The 16,824-nt window shown below is 71.6% G+C and carries 17 protein-coding genes; 2 read left to right on the top strand and 15 right to left on the bottom strand.

The genetic code is table 11. The annotated features are described in order from the left end of the window. Window positions 1–28 precede the first annotated feature (28 nt). The 4 genes from AB0C25_RS23795 to AB0C25_RS23780 form a co-directional block, all read right to left on the bottom strand. Window positions 29–703, bottom strand: a complete 675-nt coding sequence (locus tag AB0C25_RS23795) for a DUF998 domain-containing protein (protein ID WP_357376439.1) — start codon at window positions 701–703, stop codon at window positions 29–31. 115 nt (window positions 704–818) lie between these two features. Further along, window positions 819–2,093 carry an RNA polymerase sigma factor gene (locus tag AB0C25_RS23790; RefSeq protein ID WP_357376438.1) on the bottom strand — a complete coding sequence of 425 codons (1,275 nt, stop codon included), beginning with the start codon at window positions 2,091–2,093 and terminating at the stop codon, window positions 819–821. 58 nt (window positions 2,094–2,151) lie between these two features. Then, complete coding sequence (locus tag AB0C25_RS23785) at window positions 2,152–2,691, bottom strand: hypothetical protein (protein WP_357376437.1); 540 nt, start codon at window positions 2,689–2,691, stop codon at window positions 2,152–2,154. 45 nt (window positions 2,692–2,736) lie between these two features. After that, complete coding sequence (locus tag AB0C25_RS23780) at window positions 2,737–3,876, bottom strand: hypothetical protein (protein WP_357376436.1); 1,140 nt, start codon at window positions 3,874–3,876, stop codon at window positions 2,737–2,739. 246 nt (window positions 3,877–4,122) lie between these two features. Here AB0C25_RS23780 and AB0C25_RS23775 point away from each other — a divergent pair, with 246 nt between their 5' ends. Next, on the top strand, window positions 4,123–5,676 hold the full coding sequence (locus tag AB0C25_RS23775; protein WP_357376435.1) for a gluconokinase: 1,554 nt from the start codon (window positions 4,123–4,125) through the stop codon (window positions 5,674–5,676). Window positions 5,677–5,700: 24 nt separating this feature from the next. Here AB0C25_RS23775 and AB0C25_RS23770 read toward each other — a convergent pair whose 3' ends face one another. Continuing rightward, the gene (locus AB0C25_RS23770; protein ID WP_357376434.1) at window positions 5,701–5,985 is read right to left on the bottom strand and encodes an antibiotic biosynthesis monooxygenase; all 285 of its coding nucleotides are present in this window, start codon (window positions 5,983–5,985) and stop codon (window positions 5,701–5,703) included. Window positions 5,986–6,176: 191 nt separating this feature from the next. Between AB0C25_RS23770 and AB0C25_RS23765 the strand changes: the two genes are divergently transcribed. Continuing rightward, complete coding sequence (locus AB0C25_RS23765; protein ID WP_357376433.1) at window positions 6,177–7,487, top strand: serine hydrolase; 1,311 nt, start codon at window positions 6,177–6,179, stop codon at window positions 7,485–7,487. Between the two features lie 8 nt (window positions 7,488–7,495). Here AB0C25_RS23765 and AB0C25_RS23760 read toward each other — a convergent pair whose 3' ends face one another. From AB0C25_RS23760 to AB0C25_RS23715, 10 genes are all read right to left on the bottom strand, one after another. Then, entirely contained in the window at window positions 7,496–8,269 is a 774-nt protein-coding gene (locus tag AB0C25_RS23760) for a hypothetical protein (protein ID WP_357376432.1), read from the bottom strand. Between the two features lie 72 nt (window positions 8,270–8,341). Continuing rightward, window positions 8,342–9,100 carry a MerR family transcriptional regulator gene (locus AB0C25_RS23755; protein WP_357376431.1) on the bottom strand — a complete coding sequence of 253 codons (759 nt, stop codon included), beginning with the start codon at window positions 9,098–9,100 and terminating at the stop codon, window positions 8,342–8,344. 50 nt (window positions 9,101–9,150) lie between these two features. Continuing rightward, window positions 9,151–11,406, bottom strand: coding sequence for an EAL domain-containing protein (locus tag AB0C25_RS23750; RefSeq protein WP_357376430.1), 2,256 nt, complete (start codon window positions 11,404–11,406; stop codon window positions 9,151–9,153). Window positions 11,407–11,665: 259 nt separating this feature from the next. Beyond that, window positions 11,666–11,842 carry a hypothetical protein gene (locus tag AB0C25_RS23745; protein ID WP_357376429.1) on the bottom strand — a complete coding sequence of 59 codons (177 nt, stop codon included), beginning with the start codon at window positions 11,840–11,842 and terminating at the stop codon, window positions 11,666–11,668. 6 nt (window positions 11,843–11,848) lie between these two features. Next, entirely contained in the window at window positions 11,849–12,082 is a 234-nt protein-coding gene (locus AB0C25_RS23740; protein ID WP_357376428.1) for a zinc-ribbon domain-containing protein, read from the bottom strand. Window positions 12,083–12,152: 70 nt separating this feature from the next. Further along, complete coding sequence (locus AB0C25_RS23735; protein ID WP_357376427.1) at window positions 12,153–12,452, bottom strand: hypothetical protein; 300 nt, start codon at window positions 12,450–12,452, stop codon at window positions 12,153–12,155. A 92-nt stretch (window positions 12,453–12,544) separates the two neighbouring features. After that, the gene (locus tag AB0C25_RS23730) at window positions 12,545–13,414 is read right to left on the bottom strand and encodes an SRPBCC family protein (RefSeq protein ID WP_357376426.1); all 870 of its coding nucleotides are present in this window, start codon (window positions 13,412–13,414) and stop codon (window positions 12,545–12,547) included. Then, window positions 13,407–13,964, bottom strand: a complete 558-nt coding sequence (locus AB0C25_RS23725) for a helix-turn-helix domain-containing protein (RefSeq protein ID WP_030490876.1) — start codon at window positions 13,962–13,964, stop codon at window positions 13,407–13,409. The genes AB0C25_RS23730 and AB0C25_RS23725 overlap by 8 nt, the downstream gene beginning before the upstream one ends. Before the next feature lie 101 nt (window positions 13,965–14,065). Beyond that, on the bottom strand, window positions 14,066–15,409 hold the full coding sequence (locus AB0C25_RS23720; protein ID WP_357376425.1) for a class I SAM-dependent methyltransferase: 1,344 nt from the start codon (window positions 15,407–15,409) through the stop codon (window positions 14,066–14,068). Then, window positions 15,406–16,803: an FAD-binding oxidoreductase gene (locus tag AB0C25_RS23715; RefSeq protein WP_357376424.1), complete on the bottom strand. Its 1,398-nt coding sequence runs from the start codon at window positions 16,801–16,803 to the stop codon at window positions 15,406–15,408. The genes AB0C25_RS23720 and AB0C25_RS23715 overlap by 4 nt, the downstream gene beginning before the upstream one ends. Window positions 16,804–16,824: the final 21 nt, after the last annotated feature.

Genomic DNA, 16,824 nt, shown 5'->3' with positions numbered 1-16,824 from the left:
TGGTCCTCTCGTGATCGTTGGATGCGGGTCAGCGGGTCAGCGGTCGGGCGCAGAGCGCGGTGAGCCAGCCGAAGGTGACGAGACAGGCGAGCGCCATCCGGATGCTGAGGGTGTCCTGGTCGGGCCAGGCCAGGATCGCGACGACGGCCAGGGCGCTGCCCAGCGAGTAGGCGGCCCAACCGCGCTGCCCGGCCCGCCACCAGGTGCGGGCGAAAACCAGGCAGGCGATGGGCAGCGAGCCGAAGGCCAGCCCCGCGCCGACACCGTGACCGATGGCGTGCCAGCTGATCGTGTCGGGCGTGCCCTCCGGCGCGCCGGCCGGCCAGCCCATGCTCGGGTCCGAGACCAGCACCCCGCCGATGACCAGGCCGAGGCCGTGCACGGCGATCAACGCCGGACCCCACGTGCCGCCCGGCTCACCCCGCAGCGTCCGGCGCAGCCCCACCGCGCCGGCCAGGGCCAGCAGCCCGGTCAACACGAAGTTGGCGATCTGGATCCAACCCAGGTCGCCCAGGGCCAGCAGGCTGAGCGGCTGCCGGCTCAGGTCGTACCCGTCGCGGGTGAGCACCTGGGCGGCGGCCACCACCAGGAACAGTGGGCCGGCGGCGGCTCCGCCGGCCAGCAGAGCCCTGGTCGTCGTACGCCGGGAGTCGACGCCCGCCACCGCGGACCCCGCGCCCGTTCCGTTCGCTGTCGTCGTCATGCCACTCTCCTTCTCCGTGCCGGCCGGTCGCCGGTCCCGCGTGCCGGTGCGAGCCGGCTTTCGCTGACGCGTCGAGCGGTCGGGGCGGGATACGACATGACTGTCGAAGAATTCTTCACCGGCTTGGCGTGATCCCACGGGCGCAGTCGGCCGCACGGGCGAACAGCAGTGCGCGTTCGCGTTCGTTGCCGGTCAGCTCGGCGGCCCGTTCGAACTCGGCGCGCGCCTCGTCGTGGCGGCCCAGCTTGGCCAGCAGGTCACCGAGCACGCTGGGCAGCAGGTGGTAGCCGGCCAGCGCCGGCTCGTCGGCCAGCGCCCGGGCCAGTTCCAGACCGGCGGCTGGGCCGTCGGCGAAGGAGACCGCGACGGCCCGGTTCAGCTCCACGACCGGGGACGGTACGACCCGGGCCAGCTCCGCGTAGCCGGCGGCGATGCGCGCCCAGTCGGTCTCCTGCGGGGTAGCCGCGCGCGCGTGGCAGGCCGCGATCTCCGCCTGGAGGGTGTACGGGCCGGGCGGGCCGGGCGCCGCTCTGGCCCGGCCGAGCGCGGTGAGGCCACGACGGATCAGCAGACGGTCCCAGCGTCCCCGGTCCTGCTCCAGCAGCAGGATCGGCTCGCCGTCGGCGTCGACCCGGGCGGCGGTACGCGACGCCTGGATCTCCAGCAGCGCGGCCAGCCCGTGCACCTCCGACTCCTCGGGCATCAGCTCCTGTACGAGGCGGGCCAGCCGCAGCGCGTCCGCGCAGAGCGCCGGGCGCATCCAGTCGTCCCCGGCCGTCGCGGAGTAGCCCTCGTTGAAGATCAGGTAGATGACCTCCAGCACGGAGGCGAGCCGTTCGCCGCGCTCGGCCACGCCGGGCACCTCGAACGGCACCTTCGCCTCGGCGAGCGTCTTCTTGGCCCGGGTGATGCGCTGCGCGACTGTCGTCTCCGCCACCAGGAACGCCCGGGCGATCTCCTCGGTCTTCAGCCCGCCCAAGACCCGCAGGGTCAGTGCCGCGCGCGCCTGTGGTGTGAGCAGCGGGTGGCAGGCCGTGAACACCAGCCGCAGGAGGTCGTCGTCGATGCGTTCCTCGAACGCGGCATCGAAGTCGGGGGTGAACCGCTCGTCGTCGAGGTCGCGCCCGAGGTCGGCCACCCGGCGTTCCAGCAGGCTCCGCCGACGCAGCGCGTCGATCGCCCGCCGTTTGCCGACGGTGGTCAGCCACGCGCCCGGGTTGGCCGGTACGCCGTCGCGCGGCCACTGCTCCAGCGCGGCGACCAGGGCGTCCTGGGCCAACTCCTCGGCCCAGCCGACGTCGCGGACCAGCCCCGCCAGGGCGGCGACGACCCGTCCGGATTCGATGCGCCACACCGCCTCCACCGTGCGGTGGACCTGCTCAGCACCCATGACCGCACATCAGAGCAGGGCGCTACCGGCTCCACAAGGACAACGCGTGGTGAGCCGTTCAGCCCGCGCGGCGCGGGTGGTGCACCGACCTGGGGTTCTCGGCGGGGAACCTCGACCGGGTCCGTGGCGGGTACGCCGCGCAGTGCTCGGCCCACTGCTCGGCGGCAGCCGCGAGGGCGTCCGCCGAGACGGTGAGCAGCAACGGGTAGATCGCGCCGGACGGGCGGCGCATCCACGGCGGTAGCGACTCGGCGGAGAACTCCACGATCAGCTCCAGCCGGCGTCGGCGGAGCACCCGGGAGCGGAGGGCCAGGTTGGGTTCGGTGAAACTGACCATCGCCGGTGGCGCGTTCGATTCGAGCGCCGAGGTGGCCTGCCCGCGCAGCCAGCCGCCGAACGCGCGGGCTTCCTCGACCATCAGGCTCGGGTAGTGGTGCGACCAGGTCTGGCCGTCGGCGGTGCGGGCGTCCACCTCGATGAGCAGCCAGTCGTGCCAGCCGGGCGCGGCCCGGTCGGGGTCGTCGGGCGGGTCGATGCCAGGCTGGTAGCCGACGGGGCGTATCCGCACCCGCGCGCCATCGTCAGACCTGATCTCCACTGGGCAATTGTGGCCGACCGAAGCCGACTTTAAGCCCCAAATCAGTCACTTTGTGATGGTTCGCCGCACCCCACGGTGCTCGCCGCATGCCTTGGCCCCGCCACCGGCCAGGCTGACCGAACCGTCGCGACACTGCACGAGGTAACCCCGCCCGGCCCAGAACTGCGGCACGCAGTCGAACCAGTCGCACACCTCGGGGGCGGGCCGACGGATCCGGGTGCCGCCGCAGAAGCCGTACCCGAGGGGGTTCTCCGGCGCGCCGCAGCGCGGGTCGCCGGTCGTGCGGGGCGCCGAGCGTGGCGACGTCGTCGGCTTCGGCGGTGGGGTGACGCGGGTGAGCGCCGGGGCCGCCGGGCGGATCAGCACGGGCTCCGCGCTGGGGGTTGCGGCGGCGGCGACCTCCGGGCCTCCGGTCGGGTCGGACGGATCCGACTCGATGAGCGCCGCCGGCACCAGCAACGCCAGCGCGGCCGCCACCGCGATGGTCCGGCGACCACCGGGGACGAACGACGTGATCCGGGCCTGCGCCGGGGTGGCCGCGGCCGGCCGGAACGGCTTGAGCTGGGCGTGCTCGGCGATCAGCTCGTCGAGTTGGGCGAGCACGGCGGCGCGCTGTTCGATCGCGTCGGCGAAGGCCAGGGTCAGCTTGAACCGGAAGTCCGGCGCCGCGTCGACGGGCAGCAGCAAGCCGGCGGTCGTCCGCCGGTCCAGCACCTGGATCAACGTGACCGGCGACGCGGGGTCGTGGGCCAGGCCGGTCATCCGGCCGTACGCCCAGTCGCGCCGGCCGCGTCCGCCGAGCAGCACCAGGCGGCGGCTGGTGATCACGGCCATGCCGGCATCGGTGACGCGTACGCCGTCCGGGCGGCGCGGACGTAGCGGCCCGCTCGGCGGGGCGACCGTGAGGTCCGGGGCGGGCAGCACCGGAGTGTGCCGTACCTCGACCAGTTGCGCGGCGGGCAGCACCCAGAGCACCGCCTCGTCGGCGGTCAACTCCAGGGGCAGGCCGTCGCCGGCCGCGGCGGAGCCCTGGAAGTCGGCGGCGAGGGCGTGCAGTCGCCGCAACTCGTCGGCACGTCGCCGCCAGGCCGTCTCGGCGCCCCGGAACGTGCTGACCCGCCGCACGTTCTGCCGGTGCGCCCACCGGTACCGCCAGGTGGAACCCGTTGAATCAGTCTTTGCCACGCCGACTCCTTCGCCGCGTAGGCCACCAATCTGGGTGTCTCCCCGTTCAACAGACGCGGCGTGGTACCCGGACATGCCGGAACGGGCGAAATATCCGATCGGCGGATAAAACCGCACGATCGGCCGATACTTTCGCGTCGACGGATGTCCAGTTCGCGTGTCCTGCGGGGGCGGACGCTGTCTCGGTAACGTCAACCGCAGCCGGGTGGCGTCGCCGCCGCACCGCCGTGCGAAGGGGGTGAGCGCGTGCCACAGGAGACCCGGCCCGGAGTGGTCGTCGGTGTCGACATCGGCACCACCAGCACCAAGGCCGTCGCGTACGACACCGACGGGCGGCAGCTCGGCAGCCACTCGGTCGGCTACCCCCTGAACGACCCGCAACCCGGCTACGCCGAGCAGGATCCGCACCTCATCCTCGACGCGGTGCTCAAGTCGGTGAGCGTGGTCGTGGCCGAGTTGGTCCAGCCGGTGGCCGGGTTGGCGTTCTGCTCCGCCATGCACAGCCTGATCGGGCTGGACCCGGACGGCAACCCGCTCACGCCGTCGGTGACCTGGGCCGACTCACGCGCGATCCGGCAGGCCGAGCGGCTCCGGGCGGTGCCGTCCGGGCTGGCCCTGCACCGGCGTACCGGCACGCCGATGCATCCGATGTCGCCGCTGCCCAAGCTGGTCTGGTTCGCCGAGCAGGAGCCGAAACTCTTCGAGCGCGTCGCGCACTGGGTGGGCATCAAGGACTGGGTGCTGCTGCGGCTCTGCGACGCGCTGGTCACCGACCACTCGATCGCCTCGGCCAGCGGCCTGCTGGACATCCACCGGCTGGAGTGGGACAGCGAGGCGCTGAGCATCGCCGGCATCACCGAGGAGCAACTGCCCCAACTGGTCGCCACCACCGCCGTGCTGCCCGGCCTCACCCCGCAGGCCGCGGCCACCACCGGCCTGCCGGAGCGCACCCCGGTGGTGGTCGGCGCGGGCGACGGCCCCCTGGCGAACCTGGGCCTGGGCGCGGTGCACCCCGGCATGGTGGCCTGCTCGATCGGCACCAGCGGCGCGATGCGGGTGATGGTGGAGCGGCCCGGCGTGGACCCGCTCGGCGGCGTGTTCTGCTACGCGCTGACCGAGCACCGCTGGGCGGTCGGCGGTGCGATCAACAACGGCGGCATCGTCCTCAAGTGGGCCGGCGAGGCGCTCGCCCCGGATCTGGGTGAACATTCCGAAGAGGACCTGGTCGCCCTGGCGGCCCGCGCGCCGGCCGGCTCGGGCGGGCTCATCATGCTGCCGTACCTGCACAGCGAACGGGCACCACACTGGAGCGCGCTGCCGCGCGGGGCGTACGTCGGGTTGACCCACAGCCACCGCCGCGAGCACCTGATCCGTGCCGCGTTGGAGGGGGTCTGCCAGCAGCTCGCCCTGGTGCTCAGCTCGGTACGGGCGGCCGGCAACGAGGTCCGCGAGATCCGTGCCGGTGGCGGCTTCGCCCGCAGCGGCCTGTGGCGGCAGATGCTCGCCGACGTGCTCGGCGTGCCGGTGAGTTTTCCGGCCGCACACGAGGGGTCCAGCTTCGGCGCGGCGTTGCTCGGCATGCAGGCGCTCGGGCTGATCCCCAGCATCGACGTCGCCGCCGACCTCGTCCGGATCGAGGAGACGATCCGCCCCGATCCGGCCGCCGCCGCCACGTACGCGGCGCTGCTGCCACTGTTCGCCGAGCTGTACGAAGCGCTGACGCCCGCCTTCGCCTCGATCCGCCGGCTGGCGCCCGGGCTGCCCGCGGAACCCGAGCCCGCATCGGGACCGCCGATGTGACCCTCCGGCCGTGGAACGACCGGATCAGGGTGCCTCGACGCCGGAGATCAGGTAGCGCTGCACATCGGCGTCGAGGATCTCCGCTTCCTGCGTGTCACTCGGCCCCGAGCCACGGAAGGCGGCCAACTGCTCCGCGGACTCCCAGCGTTCGTAGACGTGGATCCGTCCCGGCTCCAGCGGGTCGGCCGCGAGCAGGAAGTCGAGACAACCGGCGGCGGCGCGCGCCTGCGCGATGACCTTTTCGCAGTCGGACAGGTACGCCTCGCGTGCGGAGGGTTCAACCCGCAGGCTGCCTGCGATGATCAACATGGGGACCTCCGGGGGTCGGTGTCACTGATGAGGTTGATGCCTGTGCGTCATCTTTATACCTGTGAGTCATCGCGCCCATGGGGACATCGCCGCCCGGACGGGTGACGCCGACCTCGCTTGTCGCACCGCTCCGCGGCGCTTCATATCGTACAAACGTGAGAAGAAGCGACAAGAGGTCCTCATCTTCCCCATTGGCGATCGCTGTCCGCGTACCTCGGAAGGGGCTGGCGGCGGCGGTCGCGCTCGCCGTGCTGGCCACGACCGGGCCGGCCACCGCGGACGGCCCCGGCGCGGACCCGACGCGGCCGGCCGAGCCGGGGCACCAGGGCGGCGGGCAGGGGCACGAGCCCGGTGTCGAGCCGACGCCGGAGCGGGCGCCGACGAGCGAGGTGTCCTGGCTGTCGTTCCCCGGTGGGGTGTTCGCGGTGGACTCGCTCGGGCACACCGTGCGCTACCGGGCCTGCGACGGTGACACCGGACGGGTCGCCGACCCGGGCATGCTCGTCGCCGCCGGGGTGGCCAGCGGTGCGGTAGTCGTCGGAGGCACGGCCTACCGCTACCGGGTGCCGTTGACCGGCCGCAGCGAGGGCAGCCTCGAGGTGATCCCCCAGCACCGCCCGCCGGTCGAACTGACCGGCGTGGTGGTCACCAGCCCGCAGCCGCCCACCGACCCGGTCGCGGGAGCCCGACTGTTCCCGCTCAGCGGGCAACTCGCCCGGGTGGTCGCCGACGCGCGCCTCAACCCGGCCGGAGTCACCGTCCGCGACCTGTCCGGCCGGTACGGCGACCAGCAGATCGCTGTCAACGGCGCGCTGCGCCCCAAGGCCGCCAGCGTGATCAAACTGTGGATTCTCGTCGAGCTGCTGCGGAGGGTCGACTGTGGACAGGTCTCGCTCGACGACGGCGTACTGGTGACCCCGGAAGACGTGGTCGGCGGCACCGGTCAACTCCAGTTCGAGACGTTCCCGCAGGTGGTCACCCTGCATCGACTCGCCCAGTACCTGATCAAGTACAGCGACAACGTCGCCGCGAACGTGCTGATCACCTACCTCGGCGGGTTCGCCCCGGTCAACGCGCTGATCGACTCGATGAACCAACGATCGACCATCCTGGCCCGCCGGATGCTCGACAGCGCGGCGGCGCAACGCGGCGAGGAGAACTACACGAGCCCCGACGACGTGGTGTCCCTGCTCGGGGCGGTCTGGGACGGCGAGATCCTCACCCCCGCCTCCCGTGACCTGATGATCGGGTTCATGCGGGAGCAGACCCTGAACACCAAGATCCCGGCGGCGCTGCCACCCGGGGTGCCGGTGGCCCACAAGACCGGTGACCTGCCGGACGCCTCCCACGACGTCGGCTACTACCTCATCCCCGGCACCGAGACCGCCGTCGCGTTCCTCACCGCCGGCCCGATGGCCAGCGGCGACGAGACGGTCCGCCGGATGGCGCGCACCGTCTACGACTTCCTGGTCACCCCCACCGCCGGCGCGGTCGAGGAGTGACCCGACGGTCAGGCGCCCGGGATGTTCGCCGGCGGATCCTCGCCGACCAGGTCGGCCGCCGGCGGATCCGCCGACACCGACAACCCGAAGTCCGAGTACGTCAGGTCGAGCTGGGCGGTCTCCGACTGCTCACTGGCCAACTCGATGCGGTAGCGGACCAACCGGCCCTGCTCGTCGACGGCCGCGGTAAACGGAACCGCCCCGGCCCGGTCACCGAGCACACCGCCGACCCCGTTGCCCAGCACCGCAGCGCTCTCGCGCAGGTCCAGCGTGCCGGCGTACTCCCGTGACCCGGTCTGCCGGACGGCCGTCGCCGTGCTGAGCGTGCCGGCGAGCTTGGTGTTGTCCAGACCCTGTTGGGCGGGCGGCGAACCCGGCGCCCCGACGTGCCACCAGGTCTTGCCGTCCCAGACCGGGACGCGGCGGTCCGGGGCGCTGATCCGCACGTAGACGTCCGGCCCGGTGGTGAGTCGTTCGATCTTCACCGCACCGGCGGGCACCTTGAGCGAGGTGGTCTCCAGGCCACGCTTCGCCGTCGGGTCCCAGAGCACCACCGTGCCGTCCCCGCCCGCTGTCCCCCCGGTGCCCAACGTCAGCTTGTAGGTCTGCTGGTCGACCTTCGCGGCCGCGGCCGTCAGCACACCCACCGGGTCGGTCGGTGCCGCTGACGCCGGAGCGCGACCCGCGTCGGGTTCGTCGCCCGTGGCCACGAGTGCCCACACCCCGGCGGCGACCGCCACCGCGAGGATGGCACCGGCGGCGATCAGCTTCGGCTTCTGCACGGTGTTCTCCCCGGGGGCGGTGGCGGTCCGGCCAGAGTAGCCGGACCGCACCCCGCCGCTGTCCCGGGCCGATCAGGCGCGGCTGATCGCGTTGGCGTGGATGGCCTCGTTCAGGTACGCGGCCAACCCCGGCGCCATGTTCTCGTAGTACGCGGTGAACCGCTCGTCGGCCAGGTACATGTCGGCCAACCCGGTGTGCCCCTCGTACGTGCACTCGTAGAACCAGCGGCCGATGAGTTGCCGGTGCTCCTCGGCCAGGTCCATCGCCTCCGGGCTGTCCGCCGGCGCGCCCGAGGCCATCAGCGCGACGATCCGCCGGCCCCAGTCCTCGTTCTCCGTCTTGTTCCGCAGCCAGTCTTCCTTGGTGTAGCGGGAGACCCGCCGGTTCGACTCCCGGTACGCGTCGGTGTCACCCCAACGCTGCTTCACCTCGGCCTCGTACTGCTCCGGGTCGGCGTCACCGAAGACCTCGAACCGCTCCTCCGGGGTGAGTTGGATGTTCATCTTGCTCGCCTCCATCGCGAACTCGATCGCCTCGACCATCTCCTGCAACCGCTTCACCCGTCCCGTCAGCAACTCGTGCTGGCGGCGCAGGTGCGCGGCCGGGTCGGCCGCCGGGTCGTCGATGATCGCGGTGATCTCCTCAAGCGGGAAACCCAGCTCCCGGTAGTACAGGACGAGTTGCAGCCGTTGCAGGTCCGCCTCGTCGTAGCGGCGGTAACCCGCCGGGGTCCGCCCGCTGGGCGAGAGCAGGCCGATCTCGTCGTAGTGGTGCAGAGTCCGCACCGTCACGCGAGCGACCTTCGCCACCTGACCCACCGTGTACGCCATGGTTCCCCTCCCTTCCGGAAACCAGGCTCCCGCCTGCCGCTACGTCAGGGTCAAGCCCGATTCTGGCCCACCATGGCGGGCGCGTCCGGCCGCCCGTACAGATAGCCCTGACCGCGTGGGCACCCGATCGCGGCGACCGCCTCGTGCTGACGCTCGGTCTCCACCCCCTCGGCGACGACCGTCAGGTCGAACGCGCCCGCCAACCGGGTGACCATCTCCACGGTGGCGTACGCCCGGTCGTCCGTCCCCAGCCGCGTCACGAACGACCTGTCGATCTTCAACTCGGTCGCCGGGATGCGGTGCAGGTAGCTCAGCGACGAGTAGCCCGTACCGAAGTCGTCGATGGCGATCTTGATGCCCAGCTCGCGGAGCTGGTGCAGCCGCTCCAACACCGCCTCGGTGCCCTCGATCAGCGCCGACTCGGTCAGCTCCAGGGTCAACGCCCGAGGCGCCAGCCCGGCGGCGCTCGTGGCGGCGGTGACCGTGGCGATCAGGTCCGGACGGCGCAGGTGCGCCGCGGCGATGTTCACCGCCACCGTCGCGTCCGGCGCCCGGTCCCGCCAGGTCGCCGCCGCCCGGCACGCCTCGTGGATCACCCACCTGTCGATCGGCAGGATCAGCCCGGTCTCCTCGGCCAGCGGCAGGAACCTCGACGGCGGCAGCATCCCCAGCCGGGGGTGCCGCCAGCGCACCAGCGCCTCGGCGCTGCGTACCGTGCCGGTCGCCAGGTCGACGATGGGTTGGAACTCCAGACACAGTTGATCCTCGTCGACCGCGCGGCGCAGATCGGCGATCAGCTCGGCACGCGACACGGCCGACTCGCGCAGCGCCGAGGTGCACGTCCGGTACGCGGACTTCCCCGCCGCCTTGGCCGCGTACATGGCGATGTCGGCGTCACGCAGCAGGTCGGTGTGCGAGGCGTGCTGCGGGCCGAGTTCGGCGATGCCGATGCTCGCCGACGGGTGCACGCCGACGTCGTCCTCACCGTCGGAGGGTCGCAGCGCGTCCAGCAGCCGCTCGGCGAGCCGCTCGGGTGAGACCTGACGATCGCCGTCGACAAGCACCGCGAACTCGTCCCCGCCGAGCCGGGCGATGATGCCGTCGTCGGCCACGACAGCCCGCATCCGGGCCGCCAGTCCGGTCAGCAGGGTGTCGCCGGTGGCATGCCCGAAACGGTCGTTGACCTGCTTGAACCCGTCCAGGTCGAGGAGCAGCACGGCGGCGGGCCGGCCGTCGCGCAGGGCCAGCCGCAGCCTCCGGTTGAACAGCAACCGGTTGGGCAGCCCGGTGAGCTGGTCCCCGTACGCGAGACGGCGCAGCCGGACCACCAGCCGCAGGTTCTCGTTGGCGGCCAACCCCTGCCGCACGGCGAGAGCCGCGAGCAGGACCATCATGGTCACGAAGATCAGGTGCGGGGTCTGCCCGGTGGGTCGGCGGGCCAGCACCACCGCGACGATCGCCCCACCCACCGGCAGGTACGGCAACGCCACCCGCCACCAGGGCGGCAGCGGCGACTCGGCGGTGTCGTCGGTGCCGTCGCAGTCCGGCGGCGGCGGGTTGCGGGAGGCCAGGCCGATCAGCAGGTAACTCACCGGCCAGCACAGGTCGATCGGGTGACCGGCGGCGTAGTCGGCACGCGCGACGAGCGAGACGTAGACGACGTCGGCGACGACCCGCAGGGTGAGGCTCGCCGCGAGCAGACTCATCGGCCGCCACATCGGCCGGGCCGGCCCGGCCACCGCGACCAGGATGGTGAGCTGCATCAGGTCGAACATCGGGTAGAGCAGGCCCAGCGTGCGCGCCGGGTCGGCCAACTCGGCGGCGGCGACCCCCCGAAACACCAGCACCCAGGCGATCGGCACCAGGGCCAGGGCGACGATCACCCCGTCCAGCAGCGTGCGGGCCCGCCCCACCGCGGTCCGTGGCGCGGACGGTGAGCTGAGCAGCGCGGCCGTACCGGTGAGGATGCCGGCGGTGAAGACCACCCCGACCACCGGTGTGTGCGGCAGGTCGCCGCCGACGAGACGTTGCGCAGTCCAGATGGCCCGGCCCAGCGCGGCGAGGGCCATGGTGACGGCGAGCAGCATCCAGAATCTGCGCAGCGGTGCCGGATGCCGGCGGGCCACGCCGACACAGGCGACCGTCGCCCAACCGGCCACCAGCAGCGCGCCGATGTCACTGACCAGCGCGGCTCCGGGCAACGCGGCGACCAGCCAGCATGCCTCCACCAGGATGACCGCGGCCGCGACGACAGCACCAGCGGGGTTGAGCCGCCCCACAGCCTGCTTTCCGTCCTGTCGGGACACGGTCGCTCCGGCTCTTCGATCGTGCGTGCACCCTCGGAAGACCGGTCCACGGCAAACCCCGAAAGCCTAACCAGCCCCCAGGTACGCCGCCAGGGCCGACCGTACCCGCGGGTCAGCCGAAAATGACTGTCCAACCTCGACAGGCGCCCCTGGTGGATGCCGCTGTAGACCTGCCCCAGATGGGGGGCGGAGGTGCCCCGCCACACAGTGCCCGCATTCCGACTCTCCATGCACGACCGCGTACCCGGACGCCGGGAGGTCACCGGCCGGCGGAGCGGTTCCAGGGAGAGCGGGGAAGCGCGGTGCCGGCCAGTGGTCGGCGGGCGCGGCGACGTCTGCGGCGGCCGGGGGTGCAGGGCGGGCGGGCCACGGTGTGCACCGCCACGTCGACAGGTGGCGTCGGTCGGCCGATCAGCCAGCAGAGGAAACGTTCCATGGACGATCAGCCGACCGGGAGGCGCTCGGCCTCGGACCTGGAGATGTCGTACTCCGCACCGCAGAACGTGCACTGCTGCGCGTACCGGGTGCGGATGGGAATGAGGGGAATGAAGAACAGGGTGAATTTCGTCGAACGACGGGTGATCACCTGTGCGGCCTGGTTGCCGCAGTGCCGGCAGACCTGCTGCACGACACCGGACCTGGCGACCTTGGTACGCAGACCAAAGATGAAGAACATCGCCCGCCAGTACCCACTCAGCCGCGAAAAGTCACCAGATTGCGCCAACGGATCGGGTCGAGCCGCGCCCTCAGTGCCAGGGCCGGCGCTGGTCCAGCTCGCCCGCCAGCCGGCGGAGGAAGTCGCGGAACTCCTGCTCGCTGTGCGATGTCTCACTCTCGTCGGTGAGCGGGCCGTCGTACCGCTGCGCCTGGGCGATCGCGTCCGCGTACACCCCCGGGCCGTCGCCGAAGTAGCGTCGTTCGACCATCGCCGCGGCCATCTGGGCGGCGGTGTCGTCGTCCAACTGAGGGGTGAAGATCAACCCGTACAGGATCTGGTTGATGACGCCCTTCCAGTTGCGGTTGTCCATGTGCTCCGGACCTGCCACCCGCACAAGATAGCGCTCGATCCAGGATGCAGTGGCCTCCAGGGCGAACGAGACCACCACATCCGTGATCGAGCACGATCAAGGGGCAACGGTCAGCTGGCCGGTGCCGGCTCCAGGCCGGGGACCTCCTCGGCGAGCCAGATCGGCTGCCAGTTCGGCACCTCGTGGAAACGGCGCAGCTCGAACAGCCCGGCAACCGACCCACTCCAGGCCCCGTACGGGGGGTTGGCCTCGTCGAAGCCGCTCTGCACGAACGTCAGCGTGGTGCGGCCACCGGACTCGGCCAGCTCCCAGCTCGTCACACCGGTCGGCCCCCAGTCGATGGACATCCGTCGGCCGGGCTCCAGGTCGATGACCTTGGCCGCGTAACCGGTCTCGAAGCCGCCCATGGCGTACCGGCCGCCGACCCAGGGCTCGATGCCGATCGGGTAGCCGAACCAGGCGCTGGCCTGCTCGGAGTCGGTGAGCGACTCCCACACCTTGTCGGCGGGGGCGGCGATGACCAACTCGCCCCGCAGGTCGGCGGAGGTGAAGTCGGTACGGGGCAGCAGTGGCTTGCCCTCCACGTGCGCGGCCAGGTTGGCGATGGACAGCGCCCAGTACGTCTGGAGCACGCCCCGGATGCTGGAGCCGCTCATCGCCTCGGCGAAGTCGAAGTGGCTCTGGGTCAGCGTCAGCACGGTGCTGTCGGTGCCCTCGGCGGTGAGCTGGAGCTCGGTGGTGGTCTCCACCCCGTCGAGCAGCCAGCCGAAGCGCAGCGTGTCGTCGTCGGCGTGCAGCAGCCGCTGGTGCGGGGCGTCGCCCTCGGGCGTGTAGCGCCCCCAGAACTCGTACCGCTGGGGCAGCTCGACCTCGGCGTGCTCGGCCAGCCAGAGACGCAGCTCGGCCGGGTCGGTCAGGGCCGCGCGGACGCGCCCGACCGGCGCGGAGAGACGGGCCTGGACCTTCAACGGTTCACTCATTGTCGTTGCCTTTCGGATAGCAGGCGACGGCCAGCTTGAAGGCATCGCCCTCGCTGCCGCCGTAGCGGGTGAACAGGTCTTGAAGTGCGGTTTGCAGGTCGTGCAGGAACTGCTGGCGCTGCTCGGCGGGCACCCGGATCTCGCCGGAGACCCCGATCGAGGGCAGCTCGGGCGCTGCCCGGTCCAGACCGGCGATGTCGGCCTGGACCTCCTCCATCAGGTCGAGCAGGTAGCCCAGGCTCAGCTCGTCCCGGGCGCGGCGGAGGCCGATCCGGCCGACGAGCCGGGGGGACAGCCAGTACGACCGGGCAGCCGCCTGGTAGATCCCCTCGGTGATGCCGCGGACCTTACGTTCGTTCACCAGCTCGACGAGGCCAGCCGCGACGAGCTGCTTGACGTGGTAGTAGACGCGCTGTGGCGTCTGGTCGAGTCGGGCCGCGACCTCGGTGCAGGTGCGCGGTTCGGCGAGTTGCCGCAGCACCTCAACGCGCTGCGGCTTGAGCAGGACTTCGGCCTGCTCGATCTGCTCCAGGTACAGGACGTCTCTCATGGCAAAATCAGTTTGTACGTACAAAACTTGTTTGTCAATCGGTTCGCGAGAAGCCGCGCCGACTTTCCTCGACGCGGCTTCAGGCAGCGGTCAGCAGGTGATCAGGGCAACCAGTCCGGTCGCAACGGGTAGCCGTTCACACCGTCCGGGCCGTTGTGCGTGGCCAGCACCTGGTGCAACTGGATGCCGTTGCGCTCGAACGCCATCCGGGACCCGGCCATGTACAGCCCCCACACCCGGGCGGTGCCCGCACCCACCTCCGAGACGCAGAAGTCCCAGTGCTCCACCAGGTTGCGACACCAGGCGGCAAGCGTCAGCGCGTAGTGCTGGCGCAGATTCTCCTCGTGGTGCACCTCGAACCCGGCATCGTGCACCTCGCTGATCAACCGACCCGGGCCGGCCAACTCGCCGTCCGGGAAGACGTACCTGTCGATGAACGCGCCCGAGCGGTGCGGCGCCCGGTTGTCCGCGCGGGTGATGCAGTGGTTGAGCAGACGCCCACCCTGCCGCAGCCGACTGCGCAGCGCGCCGAAGTAGGCCGGGTAGTTGCGCACCCCGATGTGCTCGGTCAACCCGATCGAGGAGATGGCGTCGAACTGCTCGGCCGGCGCGTCCCGGTAGTCCAGGTAGCGCACCTCCGCCAGCTCGCTCAACCCCTCCCGCTCGATCGCGGCCTGCGCCCACTGCGCCTGCGCCTTCGACAGGGTCACCCCCAGCGCCTTCACGCCGTACTCGCGGGCGGCGTGGCGCACCATGCCACCCCAGCCGCAGCCCACATCCAGCAGCCGCATCCCCTTCTGCAGCGCCAGCTTGCCGGCGACCAGGTCGTACTTCGCCGCCTGGGCCTGCTCCAGCGTGTCGCCCGGGGACCGGTAGACCGCACAGGTGTACGTCATCGACGGGCCGAGCACCTTCTCGTAGAAGGCGTTGGAGACGTCGTAGTGGTGCGAGATCGCCGTGCTGTCGCGTACCCGCGAGTGCCGCAGCCCGTTCACCACCCGCTTCCACCGCGGCTGCGCCTCCTGCGGTGGAGCCGGCGGTGGCAGCAGCCGCTCCCAGCCCAACCCTCGGACCAGCGCCAGCCCCTCGGCGAGCGACGGCGGGCGCAACCGCAGCTCGTCCTTGAGCACCCGCAACGCCTCGTACGGGTCACCCGGGTGCACCCCCTGCAACGCCAGGTCACCACTGACGTAGGCCCGGGCCATGCCCAGGTCTCCCGGGGCGGTGAGCAGGTAGGACAAGCCCCGCTCGGAATGGATCGCCAGGGTGATGCCCGCGTCGGACGGGCCGACGGAGCTGCCGTCGTACCCGGTGATCCGCACCGGCAACGGCCCCGTGGTGACCGCGCGGATGACATCCGCCACGGTCGGACCCGTGTGCCGGCCCCCCGCCGGCGGGGTGGCGGGGACGCTCGCCGCCCCTTGATCTCTGTCGGTCAGGCTCATGCTCGTGCTACCGCCTTTTCGTACAGTCCCGTCAGCCGGTGGTCCGGGTCGTAGCGGTCTTTCACCGCCCGCCACGTGTCGCCGCCGTACAGGCGATCGAAGGCGTCCCGGTCGTAGTACGCGTCGGAGTAGAGCGACTTGTGGCCGCCCGACTCCGACACCCTGCGTTCGATCGTGCGGTTGACGTCGCCGTCGGCGGCGCCCGGCGCGATCGGCACGCTCCCCCAGAACCCAATGTTGACGTAGTCCTGCCCTGGCCGGAGTGGATACAGCGGCCACGACCGCGCCGAACCGGCACCCGCCGGCTCCCGCAACCGCAACGGACACAGCCACACCGGGTTCATCCCCACCGCGCCGGCGAACCAGCGCAGGAAGTCGGCGGTACGGTCCAGCGGGATCTCCACGTCCTGCACGACCCGCTCCCGGACCGGCTGCCCGCGCAGCCGGTCGATCCGGGCCGCCACCTGGTGGCGGTGCTCGAGGCGGACCAGCCGGTGGTAGAAGTCGCTGCGCCGGTAACGCGCCGGCCAGAGCCTGCGCACGACCGGGTGCTGCGCGCCGAACGCCGACGAGCACCAGAACCAGTCGGTGTCCCAGCGCCACAGGTAGTCGTACGCGGTGAGCACGTCCCGGGTGCGCCGGCGCAGTGACCGGTAGTAGATGGCCTGACCGGTGTAGTCGCTGGGCGGGTCGCCGGCGTCGGTGAACGTGGCGAACACCAGGTACGCCTCGCCGGGGCTGAACATCACCCCGTCCATCGCGTCGACCGGCTGCCCGGCCCACGACCGGGTCGCGGTCACCTCCGCGATCGCGTCGGTGAGCGCCTCCAGGTCGGTGAACCGGACGTTGCGCAACGCCACGTACCGGCCGACCGGTTGCAGCTCGATGCGTAGCCGGGTCGCGTAACCGAGGCTGCCCAGCGAGTTGGGGAAGGCGGCGAACAGGTCGGCGTGCTCCCCGTCCGGTCGGGCGGTGACGATCTCACCGGAGCCGGTGAGCACGTCCAGCTCCCGGACCGACTCGTGCGGCAGACCGTTGCGGAACGAGGTGGACTCGATCCCGAGGCCGGTCACCGCGCCGCCCAGCGTGATGGTGCGCAACTGCGGCACCACCAGCGGCATCAGCCCGTGCGGCAGCGTCGCGTCGACCAGGTCCTCGTACGTGCACATGCCCTGCACGTCGGCGGTGCGCCCGGTCGGGTCGACCGACAACACGCCGTTCAGGCCGCTCACGTCGAGCCCCGGAGTCCGGGGCGCGGATCGGGGGCGGAACAGGTTGGAGGTGCGTTTGGCCAGCCGGACAGGCTCGCCCGTGGGCACCGCGGCGTACGACCGCCGCAGCGTGTCCACCGCTTGATCATGGTCAATGGGGTGATCCACACGCTCAGCGCGCATGTGATCACCTTACGCTCGCCG

Source organism: Micromonospora sp. NPDC048839 (assembly GCF_040649915.1).
Lineage (GTDB): Bacteria > Actinomycetota > Actinomycetes > Mycobacteriales > Micromonosporaceae > Micromonospora.
Note: the sequence above shows the minus strand (reverse complement) of the source record. Positions and strands in the feature narration are given on the sequence as shown.